The 16434-nt window shown below is 70.1% G+C and carries 16 protein-coding genes; 7 read left to right on the forward strand and 9 right to left on the reverse strand.

The annotated features are described in order from the left end of the window. Positions 1-8 precede the first annotated feature (8 nt). Positions 9-1466 (reverse strand): GuaB1 family IMP dehydrogenase-related protein, encoded by a 1458-nt coding sequence (locus tag DO944_RS11750; protein ID WP_112617326.1) that lies wholly within the window; start codon positions 1464-1466, stop codon positions 9-11. A 198-nt stretch (positions 1467-1664) separates the two neighbouring features. Here DO944_RS11750 and DO944_RS11755 point away from each other — a divergent pair, with 198 nt between their 5' ends. Continuing rightward, entirely contained in the window at positions 1665-5384 is a 3720-nt protein-coding gene (locus DO944_RS11755; RefSeq protein WP_181574225.1) for a multifunctional oxoglutarate decarboxylase/oxoglutarate dehydrogenase thiamine pyrophosphate-binding subunit/dihydrolipoyllysine-residue succinyltransferase subunit, read from the forward strand. Between the two features lie 91 nt (positions 5385-5475). On the opposite strand, the gene DO944_RS11760 is transcribed toward DO944_RS11755, so the two are convergent. Both DO944_RS11760 and DO944_RS11765 read right to left on the reverse strand, forming a co-directional pair. Further along, the gene (locus DO944_RS11760) at positions 5476-5724 is read right to left on the reverse strand and encodes a zf-HC2 domain-containing protein (RefSeq protein WP_112617327.1); all 249 of its coding nucleotides are present in this window, start codon (positions 5722-5724) and stop codon (positions 5476-5478) included. Beyond that, positions 5721-6374, reverse strand: coding sequence for a sigma-70 family RNA polymerase sigma factor (locus DO944_RS11765; RefSeq protein ID WP_378719613.1), 654 nt, complete (start codon positions 6372-6374; stop codon positions 5721-5723). The genes DO944_RS11760 and DO944_RS11765 overlap by 4 nt, the downstream gene beginning before the upstream one ends. 67 nt (positions 6375-6441) lie before the next feature. On the opposite strand from DO944_RS11765, the gene aroA reads away from it, so the two are divergent. The 3 genes from aroA to bcp are packed head-to-tail and all read left to right on the forward strand — an operon-like array spanning position 6442 to position 9325. Then, the gene (gene aroA, locus DO944_RS11770) at positions 6442-7785 is read left to right on the forward strand and encodes a 3-phosphoshikimate 1-carboxyvinyltransferase (protein ID WP_112617328.1); all 1344 of its coding nucleotides are present in this window, start codon (positions 6442-6444) and stop codon (positions 7783-7785) included. After that, positions 7782-8861, forward strand: a complete 1080-nt coding sequence (gene rsgA / locus DO944_RS11775; RefSeq protein WP_112617329.1) for a ribosome small subunit-dependent GTPase A — start codon at positions 7782-7784, stop codon at positions 8859-8861. The genes aroA and rsgA overlap by 4 nt, the downstream gene beginning before the upstream one ends. Next, positions 8858-9325, forward strand: a complete 468-nt coding sequence (gene bcp, locus DO944_RS11780; RefSeq protein ID WP_112617330.1) for a thioredoxin-dependent thiol peroxidase — start codon at positions 8858-8860, stop codon at positions 9323-9325. Before rsgA ends, bcp begins: the two co-directional genes overlap by 4 nt. A 13-nt stretch (positions 9326-9338) precedes the next feature. Here bcp and DO944_RS11785 read toward each other — a convergent pair whose 3' ends face one another. Continuing rightward, complete coding sequence (locus tag DO944_RS11785) at positions 9339-9725, reverse strand: histidine kinase (protein WP_112617331.1); 387 nt, start codon at positions 9723-9725, stop codon at positions 9339-9341. 221 nt (positions 9726-9946) lie between these two features. Between DO944_RS11785 and DO944_RS11790 the strand changes: the two genes are divergently transcribed. Further along, positions 9947-10195 carry a WhiB family transcriptional regulator gene (locus DO944_RS11790; protein ID WP_023955350.1) on the forward strand — a complete coding sequence of 83 codons (249 nt, stop codon included), beginning with the start codon at positions 9947-9949 and terminating at the stop codon, positions 10193-10195. Positions 10196-10265: 70 nt separating this feature from the next. Here DO944_RS11790 and DO944_RS11795 read toward each other — a convergent pair whose 3' ends face one another. From DO944_RS11795 to DO944_RS11805, 3 genes are read right to left on the reverse strand one after another with little or no spacing between them, the layout of a single operon-like run. After that, the gene (locus DO944_RS11795) at positions 10266-11759 is read right to left on the reverse strand and encodes a sensor histidine kinase (protein ID WP_112617585.1); all 1494 of its coding nucleotides are present in this window, start codon (positions 11757-11759) and stop codon (positions 10266-10268) included. A gap of 9 nt (positions 11760-11768) precedes the next feature. Next, positions 11769-13028, reverse strand: a complete 1260-nt coding sequence (locus DO944_RS11800) for a hypothetical protein (protein WP_112617332.1) — start codon at positions 13026-13028, stop codon at positions 11769-11771. Beyond that, entirely contained in the window at positions 13028-13654 is a 627-nt protein-coding gene (locus tag DO944_RS11805) for an SAF domain-containing protein (protein ID WP_112617333.1), read from the reverse strand. Before DO944_RS11805 ends, DO944_RS11800 begins: the two co-directional genes overlap by 1 nt. Positions 13655-13752: 98 nt before the next feature. Here DO944_RS11805 and DO944_RS11810 point away from each other — a divergent pair, with 98 nt between their 5' ends. Next, the gene (locus tag DO944_RS11810) at positions 13753-14025 is read left to right on the forward strand and encodes a helix-turn-helix domain-containing protein (protein WP_112617334.1); all 273 of its coding nucleotides are present in this window, start codon (positions 13753-13755) and stop codon (positions 14023-14025) included. Between the two features lie 4 nt (positions 14026-14029). Here DO944_RS11810 and DO944_RS11815 read toward each other — a convergent pair whose 3' ends face one another. Beyond that, complete coding sequence (locus tag DO944_RS11815) at positions 14030-14611, reverse strand: hypothetical protein (RefSeq protein WP_112617335.1); 582 nt, start codon at positions 14609-14611, stop codon at positions 14030-14032. Positions 14612-14752: 141 nt separating this feature from the next. Here DO944_RS11815 and DO944_RS11820 point away from each other — a divergent pair, with 141 nt between their 5' ends. Continuing rightward, positions 14753-15184 carry an Rv3235 family protein gene (locus DO944_RS11820; protein WP_181574226.1) on the forward strand — a complete coding sequence of 144 codons (432 nt, stop codon included), beginning with the start codon at positions 14753-14755 and terminating at the stop codon, positions 15182-15184. Positions 15185-15188: 4 nt separating this feature from the next. Here DO944_RS11820 and DO944_RS11825 read toward each other — a convergent pair whose 3' ends face one another. Next, entirely contained in the window at positions 15189-16412 is a 1224-nt protein-coding gene (locus DO944_RS11825) for a pyridoxal phosphate-dependent aminotransferase (protein ID WP_112617337.1), read from the reverse strand. Positions 16413-16434: the final 22 nt, after the last annotated feature.

Raw genomic sequence — 16434 nt, forward strand, 5'->3', positions numbered from 1 at the left:
GGCGAGCTCTACCAGCTGACGGGAAGCGCCTTGCCCTCTTCGTAGCCGGCGGCCGACTGGAGGCCGACCGTCGCGCGCTCATGGAACTCTGCCACCGTCGCGGCTCCCGCGTAGGTGAACGACGAGCGCACACCCGAAGTGATCATGTCGAGCAGATCCTCGACGCCCGGGCGCAGCGGGTCGAGGTAGATCCGCGACGACGAGATGCCCTCGGCGAACAACTCCTTGCGGGCTCGCTCGTAGGCGTCGAGGCGCCCGAACCGGCCGACGACGGCCTTCGTCGAAGCCATGCCCCACGACTCCTTGAACGCACGCCCCTCGTCGTCGAGCTGGACCTCGCCGGGCGACTCGATCGTGCCCGCGAACCAGGAGCCGATCATGACGGACGCCGCGCCCGCGGCGAGCGCAAGCGCCACGTCCCGGGGATAGCGGACTCCCCCGTCGGCCCAGACGTGCGCCCCGCGCTCCGCCGCCGCCTGCGCGGTCTCGAGCACGGCGGAGAACTGCGGCCGCCCGACGGCCGTCATCATGCGCGTCGTGCACATCGCGCCCGGGCCGACGCCGACCTTGAGGATCGTGGCTCCCGCCTCGACGAGGTCTGCGACGCCGTCAGCCGTGACGATGTTCCCCGCGACGATCGGCAGACCGAGATCGAGCGCCGCGACCTCGCGCAGCGCGCGCAGCATCCCCTCCTGGTGCCCGTGGGCGGTGTCGACGACGAGCACATCGACGCCCGCGGCGGCGAGCGCCCGCGCCTTGGCCGCCGCGTCGCCGTTGATCCCGATCGCTGCCGCGACGATGAGACGCCCGTCGCCGTCGACGGCCGGGCGGTAGATCGCGGTGCGCAGCGCACTGCGACGCGACAGCGTGCCGACGAGCGCACCCTGATGGAGCATCGCGACGACCGGTACATCGGCCGCGTCGATGAGGTCGAAGGCGGCGCGAGGACCGGAGACGTCATCGGCGTCGATCGCGGTCGCACGGTCGCGTACGAGGTCGCCCAGGCGGGCGTCCGGCAGGGCGGTGGCCAGGCGGGCCGCGGGAACGATCCCGGTGATGTCGTCGATACGCAGCGTCGGCGCCGACGGGTCCGCGACCACGATGCCGTGTCCGTCCAGCGCGGGAAGGATGCGGGATGCCTCGGCGACCGTGGCATCCGGTGAGAGCACGATGGGGGTGTCCCATGCGACCGGCTGGTCCTTGACCCACCGGATGGCGGCGTCGAGGTCCTGCAGCGGCATGTCCTGCGGCAGCACGCCGAGTCCGCCGCGGCGGGCGAGCGTGGCGGCCAGACGCGGGCCGGTGACGGAGTTCATGTTCGCCGAGACGATCGGCAGCGTGGCCGCCGTGCCGTCGCCGGGGGCGAGGTCGACATCGAGCCGACTCGTGATCGCCGATCGGCGGGGCACGAGGAAGACGTCGGAGTACGTCAGGTCGACCGTGGGCTCAGCACCGGAGAAACGCATGCTCCATACGCTACGCCGCGGACCCGACAGACAGCCGGGCGTGCGGCGAGAGGGCCGGGCGGGCTCCATCACGATGCGATACCACGGGTGTCGCCGCGGCATCCGGCCGGTTGATCTGGGCTACCCTAGGAGACTGTGCGCGGCGGCGGACGACCGCCGTGAGAACCGATCTTCACCGATGAAAGCAGGCGATCTGCCGTGTCCAGCCAGGCGACCGGAATCGGAACCTCGAACGACGGCGAGTTCGGGGCGAACGAATGGCTCGTCGCGGAACTGTACGAACAGTTCCGCGAAGACAAGAACTCGGTGGACAAGGAGTGGTGGCCGACGCTCGAGGCCTACGCCGCTCACGTGAACGGCGGCGCTTCCCAGCCCGCCGGGTCCGCCCCGGCGCAGCCCGCCGGCACCGCTCCCGCGCAACCCGCCCCCGCGCAGCCCGCGGCGGCGTCGCACCCCGTGACGGCCCCCGTGCCGACGGTCGGCTCGCAGCCGGTCGCTCGCACGACGGCTCGGCCCGCCGCCGCGCAGCCGGTGCCCGCGCAGGCCCCGACGACCCCCGCCGCCGAGGTCGAGCAGCGCGAGGATGTCGTCACCCCGCTGCGCGGCATGCCGAAGACCCTCGCGGCGAACATGGACGACTCGCTCACGGTGCCCACCGCGACGAGTGTGCGCACCATCCCCGCCAAGCTGATGATCGACAACCGCATCGTCATCAACAACCACATGTCGCGCACGCGCGGCGGCAAGATCAGCTTCACCCACCTCATCGGCTGGGCGCTCATCCAGGCGCTCAAGGCCTTCCCGAGCCAGAACGTCTCGTACGCAGAGGTCGACGGCAAGCCGTCGGTCATCGCGCACGCGCACGTCGGCCTCGGCATCGCGATCGACCTCCCCAAGCCCGACGGCACGCGCGCGCTCATGGTGCCGAGCATCAAGCGCGCCGAGTCGCTCAGCTTCGGCGAGTACCTGGCCGCCTACGAAGACCTGGTCAGCCGCGCTCGCAAGAACAAGCTCACCGCTGCCGACTTCCAGGGCACGACGATCTCGCTGACCAACCCCGGCGGCATCGGCACGGTGCACTCGGTTCCGCGACTCATGCGCGGCCAGGGAAGCATCATCGGCGCCGGCGCGCTCGACTACCCGGCCGAGTTCCAGGGCTCGAGCGAGAAGACGCTCGTCAACCTCGGCATCGGCAAGACCATCACTCTCACCAGCACCTACGACCACCGGGTCATCCAGGGTGCCGGCTCGGGCGAGTTCCTCAAGACCGTCCACGAGCTGCTGATCGGCAAGAACGGCTTCTACGACGAGATCTTCGCCGCCCTGCGCATCCCCTACGCGCCCATCCAGTGGTCGACCGACATCAACGTCGACCTCGCCGAGCGCGTCGACAAGACGGCCCGCGTGCAGGAGCTCATCAACTCGTACCGGGTGCGCGGCCACCTCATGGCCGACATCGACCCGCTCGAGTACCGCCAGCGCACGCACCCCGACCTCGAGATCGAGCAGCACGGCTTGACCTTCTGGGACCTCGACCGCGAGTTCGTCACCGGCGGGTTCGGCAGCAAGCGCGTCATGAAGCTCCGCGAGATCCTCGGCGTTCTGCGCGACTCGTACTGCCGCACGATCGGCATCGAGTACATGCACATCCAGGATCCCGACCAGCGCAAGTGGTTCCAGGACAACGTCGAGGTCAAGTACCAGAAGCCCGGCCACGACGAGCAGCTCCGCATCCTCGGCAAGCTGAACCAGGCCGAGGCATTCGAGACCTTCCTGCAGACGAAGTTTGTGGGGCAGAAGCGGTTCAGCCTCGAGGGCGGCGAGTCGCTGATCCCGCTGCTCGACGAGGTGCTCCAGGGCGCGGCGCGCACCGGGCTCGAGGGCGCCGCCATCGGCATGGCCCACCGCGGCCGCCTCAACGTCCTGACCAACATCGCCGGCAAGACCTACGGCCAGGTCTTCCGCGAGTTCGAGGGCTCCGTCGCGATCGGTTCGAAGAGCGGCTCGGGCGACGTGAAGTACCACCTCGGCACCGAGGGCACCTTCGTCGGCGATGAGGGCGACGAACTGCCGGTGTACCTCGCCGCGAACCCGTCGCACCTCGAGACCGTCGACGGCGTTCTCGAGGGCATCGTGCGCGCCAAGCAGGACCGCGGCCCGATCGGCTCGTTCTCGTGGCTGCCGATCCTCGTCCACGGCGACGCCGCGTTCGCCGGTCAGGGCGTCGTCGTCGAGACGCTGCAGATGTCGCAGCTGCGCGGGTATCGGACCGGCGGCACGGTTCACGTCGTGGTCAACAACCAGGTCGGCTTCACGACGCTCCCCCTCGACGCCCGCAGCTCGGTCTACGCGACGGACGTGGCCAAGACCATCCAGGCGCCGATCTTCCACGTCAACGGCGACGACCCCGAGGCCGTCGTCCACGTCGCGCAGCTCGCGTTCCGCTACCGCCAGGAGTTCAAGCGCGACGTCGTGATCGACCTCGTCTGCTACCGCCGTCGCGGTCACAACGAGGGCGACGATCCGTCGATGACCCAGCCCCTCATGACGAACCTCATCGAGGCCAAGCGCTCGGTCCGCCGGCTCTACACCGAGTCGCTGGTCGGACGCGGCGACATCACCGAGGAAGAGTACGAGCAGGCCAAGCGCGACTTCCAGGACCGCCTCGAGGTCGCGTTCGCCGAGACGCACGCCGCCGAGACCGGCGCGTCCGGCCCGGTGGGCCTGTCGGGACCGATCGATCAGGCCGTCGGCGCCCCCGAGACGACGGGTGTCGGTGAAGACGTCATCCATCAGATCGGCGACGCGTTCGTCAACGCCCCCGAGAACTTCACGGTGCACGGCAAGCTCAAGCAGCTGCTCGACAAGCGCCACGATATGAGCCGCAACGGCAACATCGACTGGGCGATGGGCGAGCTCTTCGCGTTCGGCTCGCTGCTCATGGAGGGCACGAACGTCCGCCTCGCCGGTCAGGACGCACGTCGCGGAACGTTCGTGCAGCGTCACGCCGTCCTCCACGACCGCTCGAACGGCCAGGAGTGGCTGCCGCTCGCGAACCTGTCCGAGAACCAGGGCCGCTTCTACGTCTACGACTCGCTGCTGAGCGAGTACGCGGCCATGGCGTTCGAGTACGGCTATTCGGTAGAGCGCGCGGACTCGCTCGTGCTCTGGGAGGCCCAGTTCGGCGACTTCGCCAACGGCGCGCAGTCGGTCATCGACGAGTTCATCTCGTCGGCCGAGCAGAAGTGGGCCCAGCAGTCGGGCGTCGTCCTGCTGCTCCCCCACGGCTACGAGGGCCAGGGACCGGATCACTCGTCGGCCCGCATCGAGCGCTACCTGCAGATGTGCGCGCAGGACAACATGACGGTCGCACGGCCCTCCACGCCCGCGTCGTACTTCCACCTGCTGCGCCGCCAGGCCTACGCACGTCCGCGCCGCCCCCTCGTGGTGTTCACGCCGAAGGCGATGCTGCGCCTGCGCGGTGCGACGAGCCCGGTCGAGGACTTCCAGCGCGGCAAGTTCGAGCCCGTGATCGACGACAGCGCGATCACCGACAAGAGCGCGGTCAAGCGTGTGCTGCTGCACTCGGGCAAGATCCACTGGGACCTGAAGTCCGAGCTCGACAAGAAGCCGAACCCGGCAATCGCGCTCGTGCGTCTCGAGCAGTTCTACCCGGCACCGATCGACGAGCTGAACGCGGTCCTCGCGGGCTACCCGAACGCCGAGGTCGTGTGGGTCCAGGACGAGCCCGAGAACCAGGGCGCTTGGCCGTTCATCGCGCTCGAAGCCGCCGCCAAGCTCGACGGCCGCTCGGTGCGCGGCATCACGCGTCCCGCAGCGGCGTCGACGGCGACCGGCTCGCCGAAGGTCCACGCCGTGGAGCAGGCGAAGCTCATCGAGCAGGCGCTCACGCTTTGAGCCAGCGGTAGCGAAAGGGGCGGACGTGCGAACGTCCGCCCCTTTCTGCTCTCACGGTCGAGCTCAGGCCGTCATCGGGCGCGGAGCGCGCTCACGCGTGAGCGGCCTCCTGGGCCTCCCGCAGACGCGCCAGAACCTGGTCGCGCAGCTCTTCGGGGGCCGATTCCCGGCACGCTCGGGCGACGACCTCGGTGAGCGTGCGCGACACCAGGGCCTCGTCGCGACAAGCCGGGCATGACTCGAGGTGCTCCCGGATGTCGGCGTGCTCGGTCTTGCAGACCTCGTTGCGCAGGTACTCTTCCAGATCGCGTCGCGCCTTCTCGCAGCCGCAGTCACTCATTTCTTGCTCCTCGTGGGGGGCATCTCGATGCCCCGCTCCTTCGCATAGTCGGCCAGCAGGTCACGCAACAGGCGTCTGCCACGGTGCAGACGGCTCATGACCGTGCCGATCGGGGTTTTCATGATGTCGGCGATTTCCTGGTAGGCGAAGCCCTCGACGTCCGCGAGGTACACCGCCAACCGGAAATCCTCGGGGATCGACTGCAGCGCGTCCTTGACCGCGGACGCCGGCATGTGGTCGATCGCTTCAGCCTCGGCGGAGCGGCTCCGGGATGCGGTGGTGGATTCCGCTCCTCCCAGCTGCCAGTCCTCGAGGTCGTCGATGGTGCCCTGGTAGGGCTCCCGCTGCTTCTTGCGGTAGGTGTTGATGTAGGTGTTGGTCAGGATCCGGTACAGCCACGCCTTGAGGTTGGTCCCCTGCGTGAAGGACGACCACGAGGCGAACGCCTTGACGAACGTCTCTTGCACGAGGTCCGCTGCGTCAGCGGGATTGCGGGTCATCCGCATGGCGGCGGCGTAAAGCTGGTCCATGAACGGGAGCGCCTGCTCCTCGAACTGGGCGCTCGGATCGGTGACCGCTTGCTCTTCCATCAGCGGCCAGTCTACGTGGGCGTCCCACGGCGCGACCGCAGGATCGGCGAGTGCGATCATGGGCTCCTCTCACTCGGTAGGACCAACGACCTCGACAGCACGAGGGCGTTCGATACTGTGGAAACCCATGAGCACAGCCGCGTATTCCCCCCGTCCCGCCGACGTCGGCGCGCCGTGGCGCGCGCCCGTCGCCGATGCCCCCGTCCGAGCCGAGGTCGCCGTGCCCGGATCGAAGTCGCTCACCAATCGCGAGCTGGTGCTCTCGGCCCTCGCCGAGACCCCCTCCCGCCTGATCGCGCCGCTGCATTCCGACGATTCCGCGCGCATGATCGACGCGCTGCGAGCTCTCGGCGCCCAGATCGAAGCCGTGCCCGGCGAGGGCCGTTTCGGCCCCGACCTCGTCGTGACGCCGCTCGGGGCGGAACCGGCCGATGCCGTGGTCGACTGCGGGCAAGCCGGCACCGTCATGCGCTTCGTCACTCCCCTCGCCGGACTCGCGCGCGGCGAGGTCACCGTCACGGCCCACGAGAGCGCCCTGCACCGACCCATGGCGGAGATGATCCGGAGCCTCCGCGAGCTCGGCGTCGACATCGACGACGGCGGCCGGTGGACGCTGCCGTTCCTCGTGCACGGGCACGGCCACGTTCGCGGCGGCGAGGTCACGATCGACGCCAGCGCCTCGAGCCAGTTCGTCTCGGGGCTCCTGCTGGCGGCGCCCCGGTTCGATGTTGGGCTCCGCCTCGTGCACGACGGTCACCGCCTGCCGAGCCTGCCGCACATCGACATGACGGTCGAGGCCCTCGGCCACCGCGGCGTGAACGTCGAGCGTCCGAGCGACAGCGAGTGGCTCGTCCCCGCCGGTCCGCTCCGCGGCAAAGAGCTCACGATCGAGCCCGACCTGTCCAACGCGGCCCCCTTCCTGGCCGCGGCCGCGCTGACCGGCGGACGGGTGACCATCCCGCACTGGCCCGTGCACTCGACCCAGCCGGGTGCGCTGCTCGTCGACATCCTGACCGAGATGGGCGCCCGCGTGACGCGACGCAGCGGTGTTCTCGCGGTCTCCGGAACCGGCGAGCTGCGCGGCGTCGACCTCGACCTGTCGGCGGCGAGCGAGCTGACCCCGTCGCTCTTCGCGCTCGCGGCGTTCGCCGACTCGCCGAGCACACTGCACGGCATCGGCCACATCCGCGGCCATGAGACCGACCGCATCGCCGCTCTCGTGGGCAACCTCCGAGCGCTCGGCGGCTCGGCCGAAGAGCTCGAGGACGGCATCCGCATCACGCCCACGCCGCTGCGCGGCGGGCTCTGGCGGGCGCACCACGACCACCGGATGGCGACGGCGGGGGCGATCATCGGCCTGCGCGTCCCGGGCGTCGAGGTCGATGACATCGGCACGACCGCGAAGACGATGCCCGAGTTCCCCCAGTTGTGGGCAGAGATGCTCGGATCCGACGCGCAGGTCGCCGGGTGAGCTGGCTCGGCGGCGACGACGACTTCGACGAGGAGTACGACGAGTCCGACATCCGGATGCGTCCGAACCCGAAGGCGAATCGGCCGCGCACCAAGCGGCGACCCGCCCACAGTGACGCCCAGGTGGCGCGCGTGGTGGGTGTCGACCGCGGCCGCTACACCGTGCTCATCGACGAGGACGGCGACGACGAGCACACCACGCTCGCGGTGCGCGCTCGCGAGCTGCGGAAGCAGCCCATCGTCAGCGGCGACCGGGCACGCGTGGTCGGGGACGTGTCGGGAGACGAAGGCACTCTCGGACGCATCGTCGGCATCGAACCACGCACGACGCTGCTTCGCCGCAGCGCCGACGACACCGACCAGGTGGAGCGGATCGTCGTGGCCAACGCCGATCAGATGGTCATCGTCGTCGCCGCAGCCGACCCTGAGCCCCGCCCGCGCCTGGTCGACCGCTACCTCATCGCGGCGCTCGACGCCGGCATCCATCCCCTGCTCGTGGTGACCAAGACCGATCTCGCCGACCCGGCCGCGTTCCTCGCGCATTTCGAGGGGGTGGACGACCTCGAAGTGCTCACGAGCGGGCGGGGACGGATGCCGGTCGACGAGCTCGGCGCGAAGCTCGTGGGCCACGCCACGGTGTTCGTCGGTCACTCCGGCGTCGGCAAGTCCACCCTCGTGAACGCCCTGGTGCCGACAGCCGCACGGGCGACCGGACACGTCAACGAAGTCACCGGTCGAGGTCGCCACACGTCGAGCTCGACGGTATCGCTTCGTTATCTCGGCCCCGAGGGGCGCGGTTGGGTCATCGACACGCCCGGGGTCCGCTCGTTCGGCCTCGGGCACGTCGACCCCGCCAACATCCTCGCCGCGTTCACCGACCTCGCCGCTGTCGCCGAGGAGTGCCCGCGGGGCTGCACGCATCTTCCCGATGCGCCCGACTGCGCGATCGTCGAGGCGGTCGGGCAGGGCCGGCTGGGAGAACGTGGCCCGGCGCGACTCGACTCGCTTCAGCGCCTGCTCGGCACCTTCTCGGCCGGGGTCGACCCGGCGGTTCGCCGTTCTAGGCTGGAATCATGACGCGTCTGCAACCGGGCGACCTCGCCCCCGAATTCTCCCTCGATGACCAGGACGGCTCGACGCTCTCGCTGTCGGACCTGCGCGGACGCCGCACGGTCGTGTTCTTCTACCCGGCGGCCATGACTCCCGGCTGCACGCGGGAAGCCTGCGATTTCCGCGACAGCGTCGAGTCGCTGCGCGCAGCGGGCATCGAGGTCATCGGAATCTCGCGCGATGACGAGGCGAAGCTGCGCCGTTTCCGCGAGCAGGAGCAGCTCACTTATCCGCTTCTCAGCGATCCCGACCACGCCGTGCACGAGGCGTACGGCGCATGGGGCGAGAAGATGAACTACGGCAAGACCGTCGAAGGCGTCATCCGATCCACCTTCGTCATCGACGCCGACGGCCGGATCGAGCACGCGCTCTACAACGTCAAGGCGACGGGTCACGTCGCGCGAGTCCGCGCGCTGCTCGGTCTCGACTGAGAGCCTCGACGACTCAGGCGTCGCCGCGGCCGCGTGCTGCACGCCGGGTCGCGGCCACCAGCAGTATGAAGCCGACCGCGCCCGGCACCGCGATGAGCACAGCGGTGCCGGCGTCGGCGTACTGACCCGTGGCAGCGCCGAGGGCGACCGCCAGGATCAGGAGCTGCGCGACGATGCCGCCCGAACGGCCCCACGACACCCGGCGCCAGACCGACACGGCGAATGCTGCGAGGGCTACGGCACCGATGGCGGTCAGCACGATGAGGGCGACGGAGCTGGGAACGTCGATGGTGTCGCCGCCGACCAGCGCGACGATCTCCCAGCCGACGACCGCGAGCAACGCGACGGCTTCTGCGGCGAGCACGGCTCCCGCGAGACGTTCGACAGCAGTGGGGGCCATGGCATCCGACCTTCGATCAGAGCCGCGCGATACCGGTATTCACGGCCCGGCGGCGAGCAAATCCGCAGTTCACCCTTGATTCATCTGTCCGGGCTATGGGACGATAGATCAAGCCGTGTGCTCCCACAGCGAAGTGGGGCGAGCATCCGCTCGCACACTTAACCAGGGTACCGGACTACCCGAGTCCGGCCCGACAGAATCACCACCCCAAGGAGCACCACATGGATTGGCGCGACAAGTCTGCCTGCCTGACCGTCGACCCCGAACTCTTCTTCCCCGTCGGCAACACGGGCCCTGCCGTCGACCAGATCGAGAAGGCGAAGGCCGTCTGCGCCCGCTGCACCGTGACGGAGATCTGCCTGCAGTACGCCCTCGAGACCGGCCAGGACTCGGGCGTCTGGGGCGGCCTGTCCGAGGACGAGCGTCGCGCACTGAAGCGCCGCGCTGCACGCGCTCGCCGCGCGTCCTGACCCACTCCCCGACCCCGCTGCCGACACGTCGGCGCGGGGTCCGCGCGTTGACGGGGACCCCGCGACGCGCTCAGCCCGCGTCGCGCTCGATGTAGCGCAACGGGATCTCGATGGTCACCTCGGTTCCGCTGCCGACGAGCGTGTGCCAGTCGATCGTGCCGCTGAGCTCGCCCTGGATCAGAGTGCGGACGATCTGCGTGCCGAGGCCGCGCCCGACCTGCCCCTCCGGCAAGCCGCTGCCGGAATCGCGCACCTTCACCTCGAGGCGCTCCGCGGAACGCTCCGCGACGATCTCGACATCGCCCTCCGTGCCCGCGAGCCCATGCTCGACGGCATTCGTGACGAGTTCGGTGAGCGCGAGCGCGAGCGGTGTCGCGTACTCGCTCGGCAGGGTGCCGAAGCGCCCCGACGACCGCGTGCGAGCGCGGGTGTTCGGCGCGGCCGCCACCTCGGCGACGAGCTTGAGGACGCGCGCGAACACCTCGTCGAAGTCGACGTTCTGTGCCAGCCCCTCCGACAGGGTGTCGTGCACCACCGCGATCGCCGACACCCGGCGCATCGCCTGGGTGAGAGCGTCGCGCGCCTCCTCGGAGTGCGTCCGGCGGGCCTGGATACGCAGCAGCGAGGCGACGGTCTGCAGGTTGTTCTTCACGCGATGGTGGATCTCGCGGATCGTCGCGTCCTTCGTGATGAGCTCCTGCTCCTGGTGCCGGATCTCACTGACGTCGCGGCATAGGACGATCGCGCCGATGCGGGTGCCGTGGTCGCGCAGCGGGATGGTGCGCAGCGACACCGTGACGCCGCGGGCCTCGATGTCGGCGCGCCAGGGTGCACGGCCGGCCATCACGATCGGCAGCGACTCGTCGAACTCGCGCTTGCTGGGAAGGATCGCCGTTGCCACCTCGATCAGCGGCTCGCCCTCGAGCTCGTCCTCGAAGCCCAACCGGTTGAAGGCCGAGAGAGCGTTCGGGCTGGCGAAGGTGGTCATGCCGTCGACATCGAGCCGGATGAGCCCGTCGGATGCGCGCGGAGCGCCGCGACGCGGAGCCGTCGGGGCGTTCAGATCGGGGAAGTCGGACGAGGCGACCATCCCGAACAGGTCGTCGGCGCAGTCGTTGAACGTGATCTGCTGACGCGAGGGAGTCCGTGCCTCGCCGAGGTTCGTGTGTCGTGTGAGGACACCGACCACGTGCGCGGCGCGCCCCTCGGTCGCCCGTTCCCGGACGATCGGCACCGCGCGCACGCGGGTGGGCGTCTCCTCGAACCAGTCGGGCGAGGCCGAGTCGACGATGCGCGCCTGGGTGAAGGCATCCTTCACCTGCGTGCGCCACTGCGGGCGCACGCGATCGCCGACGATGTCGCGATAGAAGAGGGTCGCGGCTCCCCCGGGCCGGGTGTGCGCGACGGCGATGAACGAGTCGTCCGCGGTAGGCACCCAGATGACGATGTCGGCGAAGGCGAGATCGGCCAGCAGCTGACCGTCACCGGCGAGGCGGTGGAGCCACTCGACATCGGCGTCGGTGGACAGTCCTTGAGCATGGACGAGATCGCTGAGGGTCGACACCATCCCAGACTAGGGGGCCGATCCCGCCGACGCGGCGTGCGCCGTCACACGATGGCGGCGCGACGCCGCGACCGCGCGCATCGGGGGCGAGATCGCTTCGCCGACGAGTCGGCGGACGGCTGCCGGGATGGGGCCCCGGCCGTTCCCCTCGCCGACGGGCCGGGCCGCCAGCAGAGCCGCATCGGTGGCGCGCGGGTCCCACGGGACGAACCAGCATCGCTCGATCCCGGCGTACCGCTCGAAGCTGCGGCGGATCTGGCCTCGTGGATCGATCCCGAGCGGGCCGCCCCGGAGCTTGTTGACGACGACGTGGACGGGCACGGCCCCGACGGTCGCGCGCAGCTCGGGGTAAGCCCGCAGGAACCGCGAGAGCCCCACGGGGTCGGCGGCAGCGACCGCGACGACCAGGTCGGCCGACTCGAGCGCGGCGAGGGTCGCGGCATTGCGCCGGGGCCCGTCGAGATCGCTGACGATCGCCTCATCCCGTTCGAGCGATGCCGAGACGTCGACGACGACATCGTCGACCCAGTCACGACAGGTCTCGAGGACGCGCGTGACACGCTCGAACCCGAGTTCCGGCCAGCGCGCCGGCCGGTTGATGCCGACGAGGACATCGACGGCGCCCGCAGGCTCCGCGATGCGAGCCAGTTCCGCCGGTGTCAGTTCGCCGCGCGACGCACGTCGGCACGCGCCGGCCAGGCCCGGCCCCTCGTCGGGAACGCCCAGCGCGAAGGCGACGGCGGGCGCGTGTGCGTCCGCGTCCGCGAGCGCGACGCTGCGCCCATCGCGCGCCGTCTCGCGAGCGATCTCGATCGACATCGTCGTGCGACCGGGCGCGCCCGAGGCGCCCCACACGACGATCACCCTCCCCCGCGACCGAACGGGCGGAGTCGATGCGGGAACGGCGGTTACGGCGTCCAAGGCATCAGTGGTCGAATCGACGACCGCGACCCCGACGATCTCGGCCGCTCGATGCTCGGCCGCGCCCCGGCTCCACGCGACGATCCTGGTCGCAGTGCGGTCGCACAACTCGACGACGTCGCGCGTGAGCCACGAACGGGATGCTGCGAGAAGGAGCACGTCCGCGCCTGCGATCACGGCAGCGGTACCGGATAGCTCGCGCGCCTGTGGAGCGGACCATGCGAAGGTCGCGTCGTGCGCCGCGGCGGCCACATCCTCGGGCGCGAGCGCGGTGACCTCGGTGAAACCTCCGGCGCGCAGTCGCTCGGTGAACGGCGCGGCATCGGGAATCGCCACGACGATACGCATCAGCGCGTCCCGCCCGCGGCCGGGATCACCGACACCGCGTCACCGGCCGCGACAGCGGCGAGCGCGGCCGAGACGTCCGTGCGCGCCACCACCAGCTCCACAGCGGCGGAACGTTGCTGTGCCATGAGCCCGTCGCCGGCCTGCACGGCGCGCACCGTGGCTTCTCGGACGAGGATGCGCGGCTCGCCGAAGACCCCTCGCTCGCGCTGCGGCGCACTCCACACCTCGACGCGGGTCCCCGGCGACACGGAGCCGGGCACGGCACCGGCTGTCTGCACGACGACGGTCGTCACCTCGACGTCGTCCGGTGATGCGACTGCGGCGCGCGGCACGAACTCGCCGGCGGGGATCGTCCGCGTCGCGACACCGCCCGGCTCGAGCGCACCCGGTGCGGCATAGATGTCGTCAGCCGATCCGAGCGCCACCTCCACGACGCGCAGATCGGCAGCCTCGACGGTCTCGCCGACGACGATGGTCCGCGCCGCGGTCAGGACCGCCGACGTCTGCCGCGCCGCTGACACCACGGCCCAGACCCCCGCGACGGAGATCGACACGAGGACGACGCCGATGATGACGCGCGCGTCGGCGCGACGGATGCGGTTACGGAACGAGGTACGTGCGACCATGCCACCATCGTGGGCGAGGCGGTGCCACGGGCGTGCTGGTTGTCCACAGGGCTGTCAAGAGCCGAGCGGGCGAACATTCGCCCGCGGATAATGGGACCATGCCCGCCACGCCCGACAGCGCGCGCTTCCTGACGCCTTCCCAGGTCGCGGAGATGCTGCAGATCGAGGTCGACGAAGTGGTCGCGCTCGCCGTCGAGGGTCGTCTCGTCGGAGCGAAGGTCGGAACACCGCCCCGCTGGCGGATCGAGTCGTCCAGCGTCGAGGACTACCTCGACGCGCAAGTCGAAGACGCCCGCCGCGCCGCCCTGTGGCAGCAGTCGCAGGTCGCCAGCTTCCCCGAGCTGTGGGGACGGCGGAACCGCAGCGACTGACTTCTCAGCCGTGGCCGCTCTGCAGGTGCAGGACCCGCAGAGCCGAGTAGACGACCATCCGGTGCCCCGTGACAGCGCTCGGTCGCCGCGGCTCAGCTGCGTCGTGCAGCGCGAGATCGAGGTGGTCGGCGCCCGCGCGATCGATCGTCCCCGCCCAGGTCTTTCCGCCGGCGACCACGATGTGCACGGGGACGCGACGGCGCGCCAGGTCACGCAGCACGAACCCGAGCGTCATCCGTTCCGACAGCGCCGAGCCGCGTCCCGCGGGACGCGCGCTGCGGAGCAGATCAGGTTCCGCGAGGACGACCGACGACGCAGCGGTGAAGGGCACGACGGCGGCACCGGGGCCGTCCGCGCGGTCCAGGCCCGCCCAGTCGGCTCCCACCCCCGTCAGGCGGCCGCGGATCGGATCACCGGCGTCCACATCGACGGTCACCTCTGCGCCGATCGATTCCTGAAGCCGCTCGCGCAGAGTCAGCCGCGAGAGTCGCAACCGCTCGGCCTCGGTGTCGAGCGCCGCTCGCTCGGCCTCCCACTCGGAGTCGAGCTGGTGTTCGAGATCCTCGAAGAACCGCTGCCATCGCACCCCGTGAGGCTAGCGGTGACGCGGCGCACCCCGAGGGCGCTCTCCACAGGTTGGAGGATTCTCATCCGGCCAGATTCGGCGGTGTGCTGTACTCGTCGGCGTTGACACAGCCGATGGAAGGAGGTGCGTGCGATGACGTCGATGAGCGCGAACCAACCCCGCCGGTACCCCCGCATCGGGTCCTCGCTCGACGTCGCCGAGTACTTCGCAGCGCAGCCGACGTCGACGGCAGATCTGCCCGATCCCGAGCCGCTGATCCGCAACCTGACCCGCGGGGTCCTCGAGGTGCTGGCGGGAGTGCGCGAGGTCGAGCAGCTCGCTCGGTGGCTGAGCGAGGACTCTTTCCGCGTTCTCGTCACGCGCGCGAATCTCGCGGCGCGTGCGCGCAGTGCCCGACAGGTGACGCCGGCGCGGCCCGTCCACTCGATCGTCTCGGTCCGCACGTGCGAGCCGGCGGACGGCGTCGTCGAGGGCACGGTGGTCGTCACCACCCCGCATCGGACGCGGGCCGTCGCGCTCCGGCTCGAAGGCCTCGACGGGCGGTGGCGCGCGACGTCGCTCGCCCTGCTGTGACGGGCTACTGCTTGTACGACGAGAGGAAGTTGCCCAGCCGCTCGATCGCCTCGGTCAGCACGCGCGCCTCGGGCAGCGTGACGATGCGCAGGTGATCCGGATCGGGCCAGTTGAAGCCGGTTCCCTGCACCAGCAGCACGTGTTCCGCGACGAGGAAGTCGTAGACGAGCTTGCCGTCGTCATGGATGTCGTAGACCTCGGGGTCGAGGCGCGGGAAGGCGTACAGCGCACCCTCGGGCTTGTGACAGGTCACGCCGGGGATGCTCTCGAGACCCTTCCATGCGGCATCCCGCTGCTCGTGCAACCGCCCCGACGGGGCGATGAGCACCTCGATCGACTGCACGCCCGACAGCGCCGCCTGGACCGCGAACTGCGCCGGCACGTTCGGGCACAGCCGCGTGGATGCGAGCAGCTGGATGCCCTCGAGGAAGCCCTTCGCGTGCGCCTTGGGCCCGGTGATGACGAGCCAGCCCGACCGGTATCCGGCGACGCGGTACGTCTTGGAGAGGCCGTTGAAGGTCAGGCAGAGGAGATCGGGAGCGAGCGTCGCCAGCGGGATGTGGGTCGCCTCGTCGTAGAGGATCCGGTCGTAGATCTCGTCTGAGAGCAGAAGGAGCGAGTTCTCACGGGCGATCTGCACGATGCCTTCGAGTACCTCGCGGCTGTAGACCGCACCCGTGGGGTTGTTCGGGTTGATGACGACGATCGCCTTCGTCTGCGGGGTCACCTTCGAGCGGATGTCGTCGAGGTCGGGCTCCCAGCCCTGTGTCGCGTCGCACAGGTAGTGCACGGGCTTGCCGCCGCCGAGGCTCGTCATGGCGGTCCACAGCGGATAATCGGGCGCTGGGATCAGCACCTCGTCGCCCTCGTCGAGGAGAGCCTGCATCGTCATCGTGATGAGCTCGGAGACGCCGTTCCCGAGGTAGACATCGTCGGGATCGACGTGCGGGAACCCGGGAACCTCCTCGTACCGCGAGACGACGGCGCGCCGCGCGGAGAGGATGCCGCGGCTGTCGCTGTAGCCGTGCGCGTTGGGCACCGACTCGATCATGTCGCGGACGATCTGGAAGGGGGCCTCGAACCCGAAGATGGCGGGGTTACCGGTGTTGAGCTTGAGCACCCTGTGGCCGTCGGCCTCGAGTCGGTCGGCCTCGGCCAGGGCGCTGCCGCGAATCTCGTACAGGACGTCCTTGAGCTTCGATGACTGATCGAGGATTCGGCGGTTCATCCGATCAGGATATCCGGGGGTC

Origin of the sequence: Microbacterium sp. SMR1, assembly GCF_003289625.1 — a bacterium.
Lineage (GTDB): Bacteria > Actinomycetota > Actinomycetes > Actinomycetales > Microbacteriaceae > Microbacterium > Microbacterium plantarum.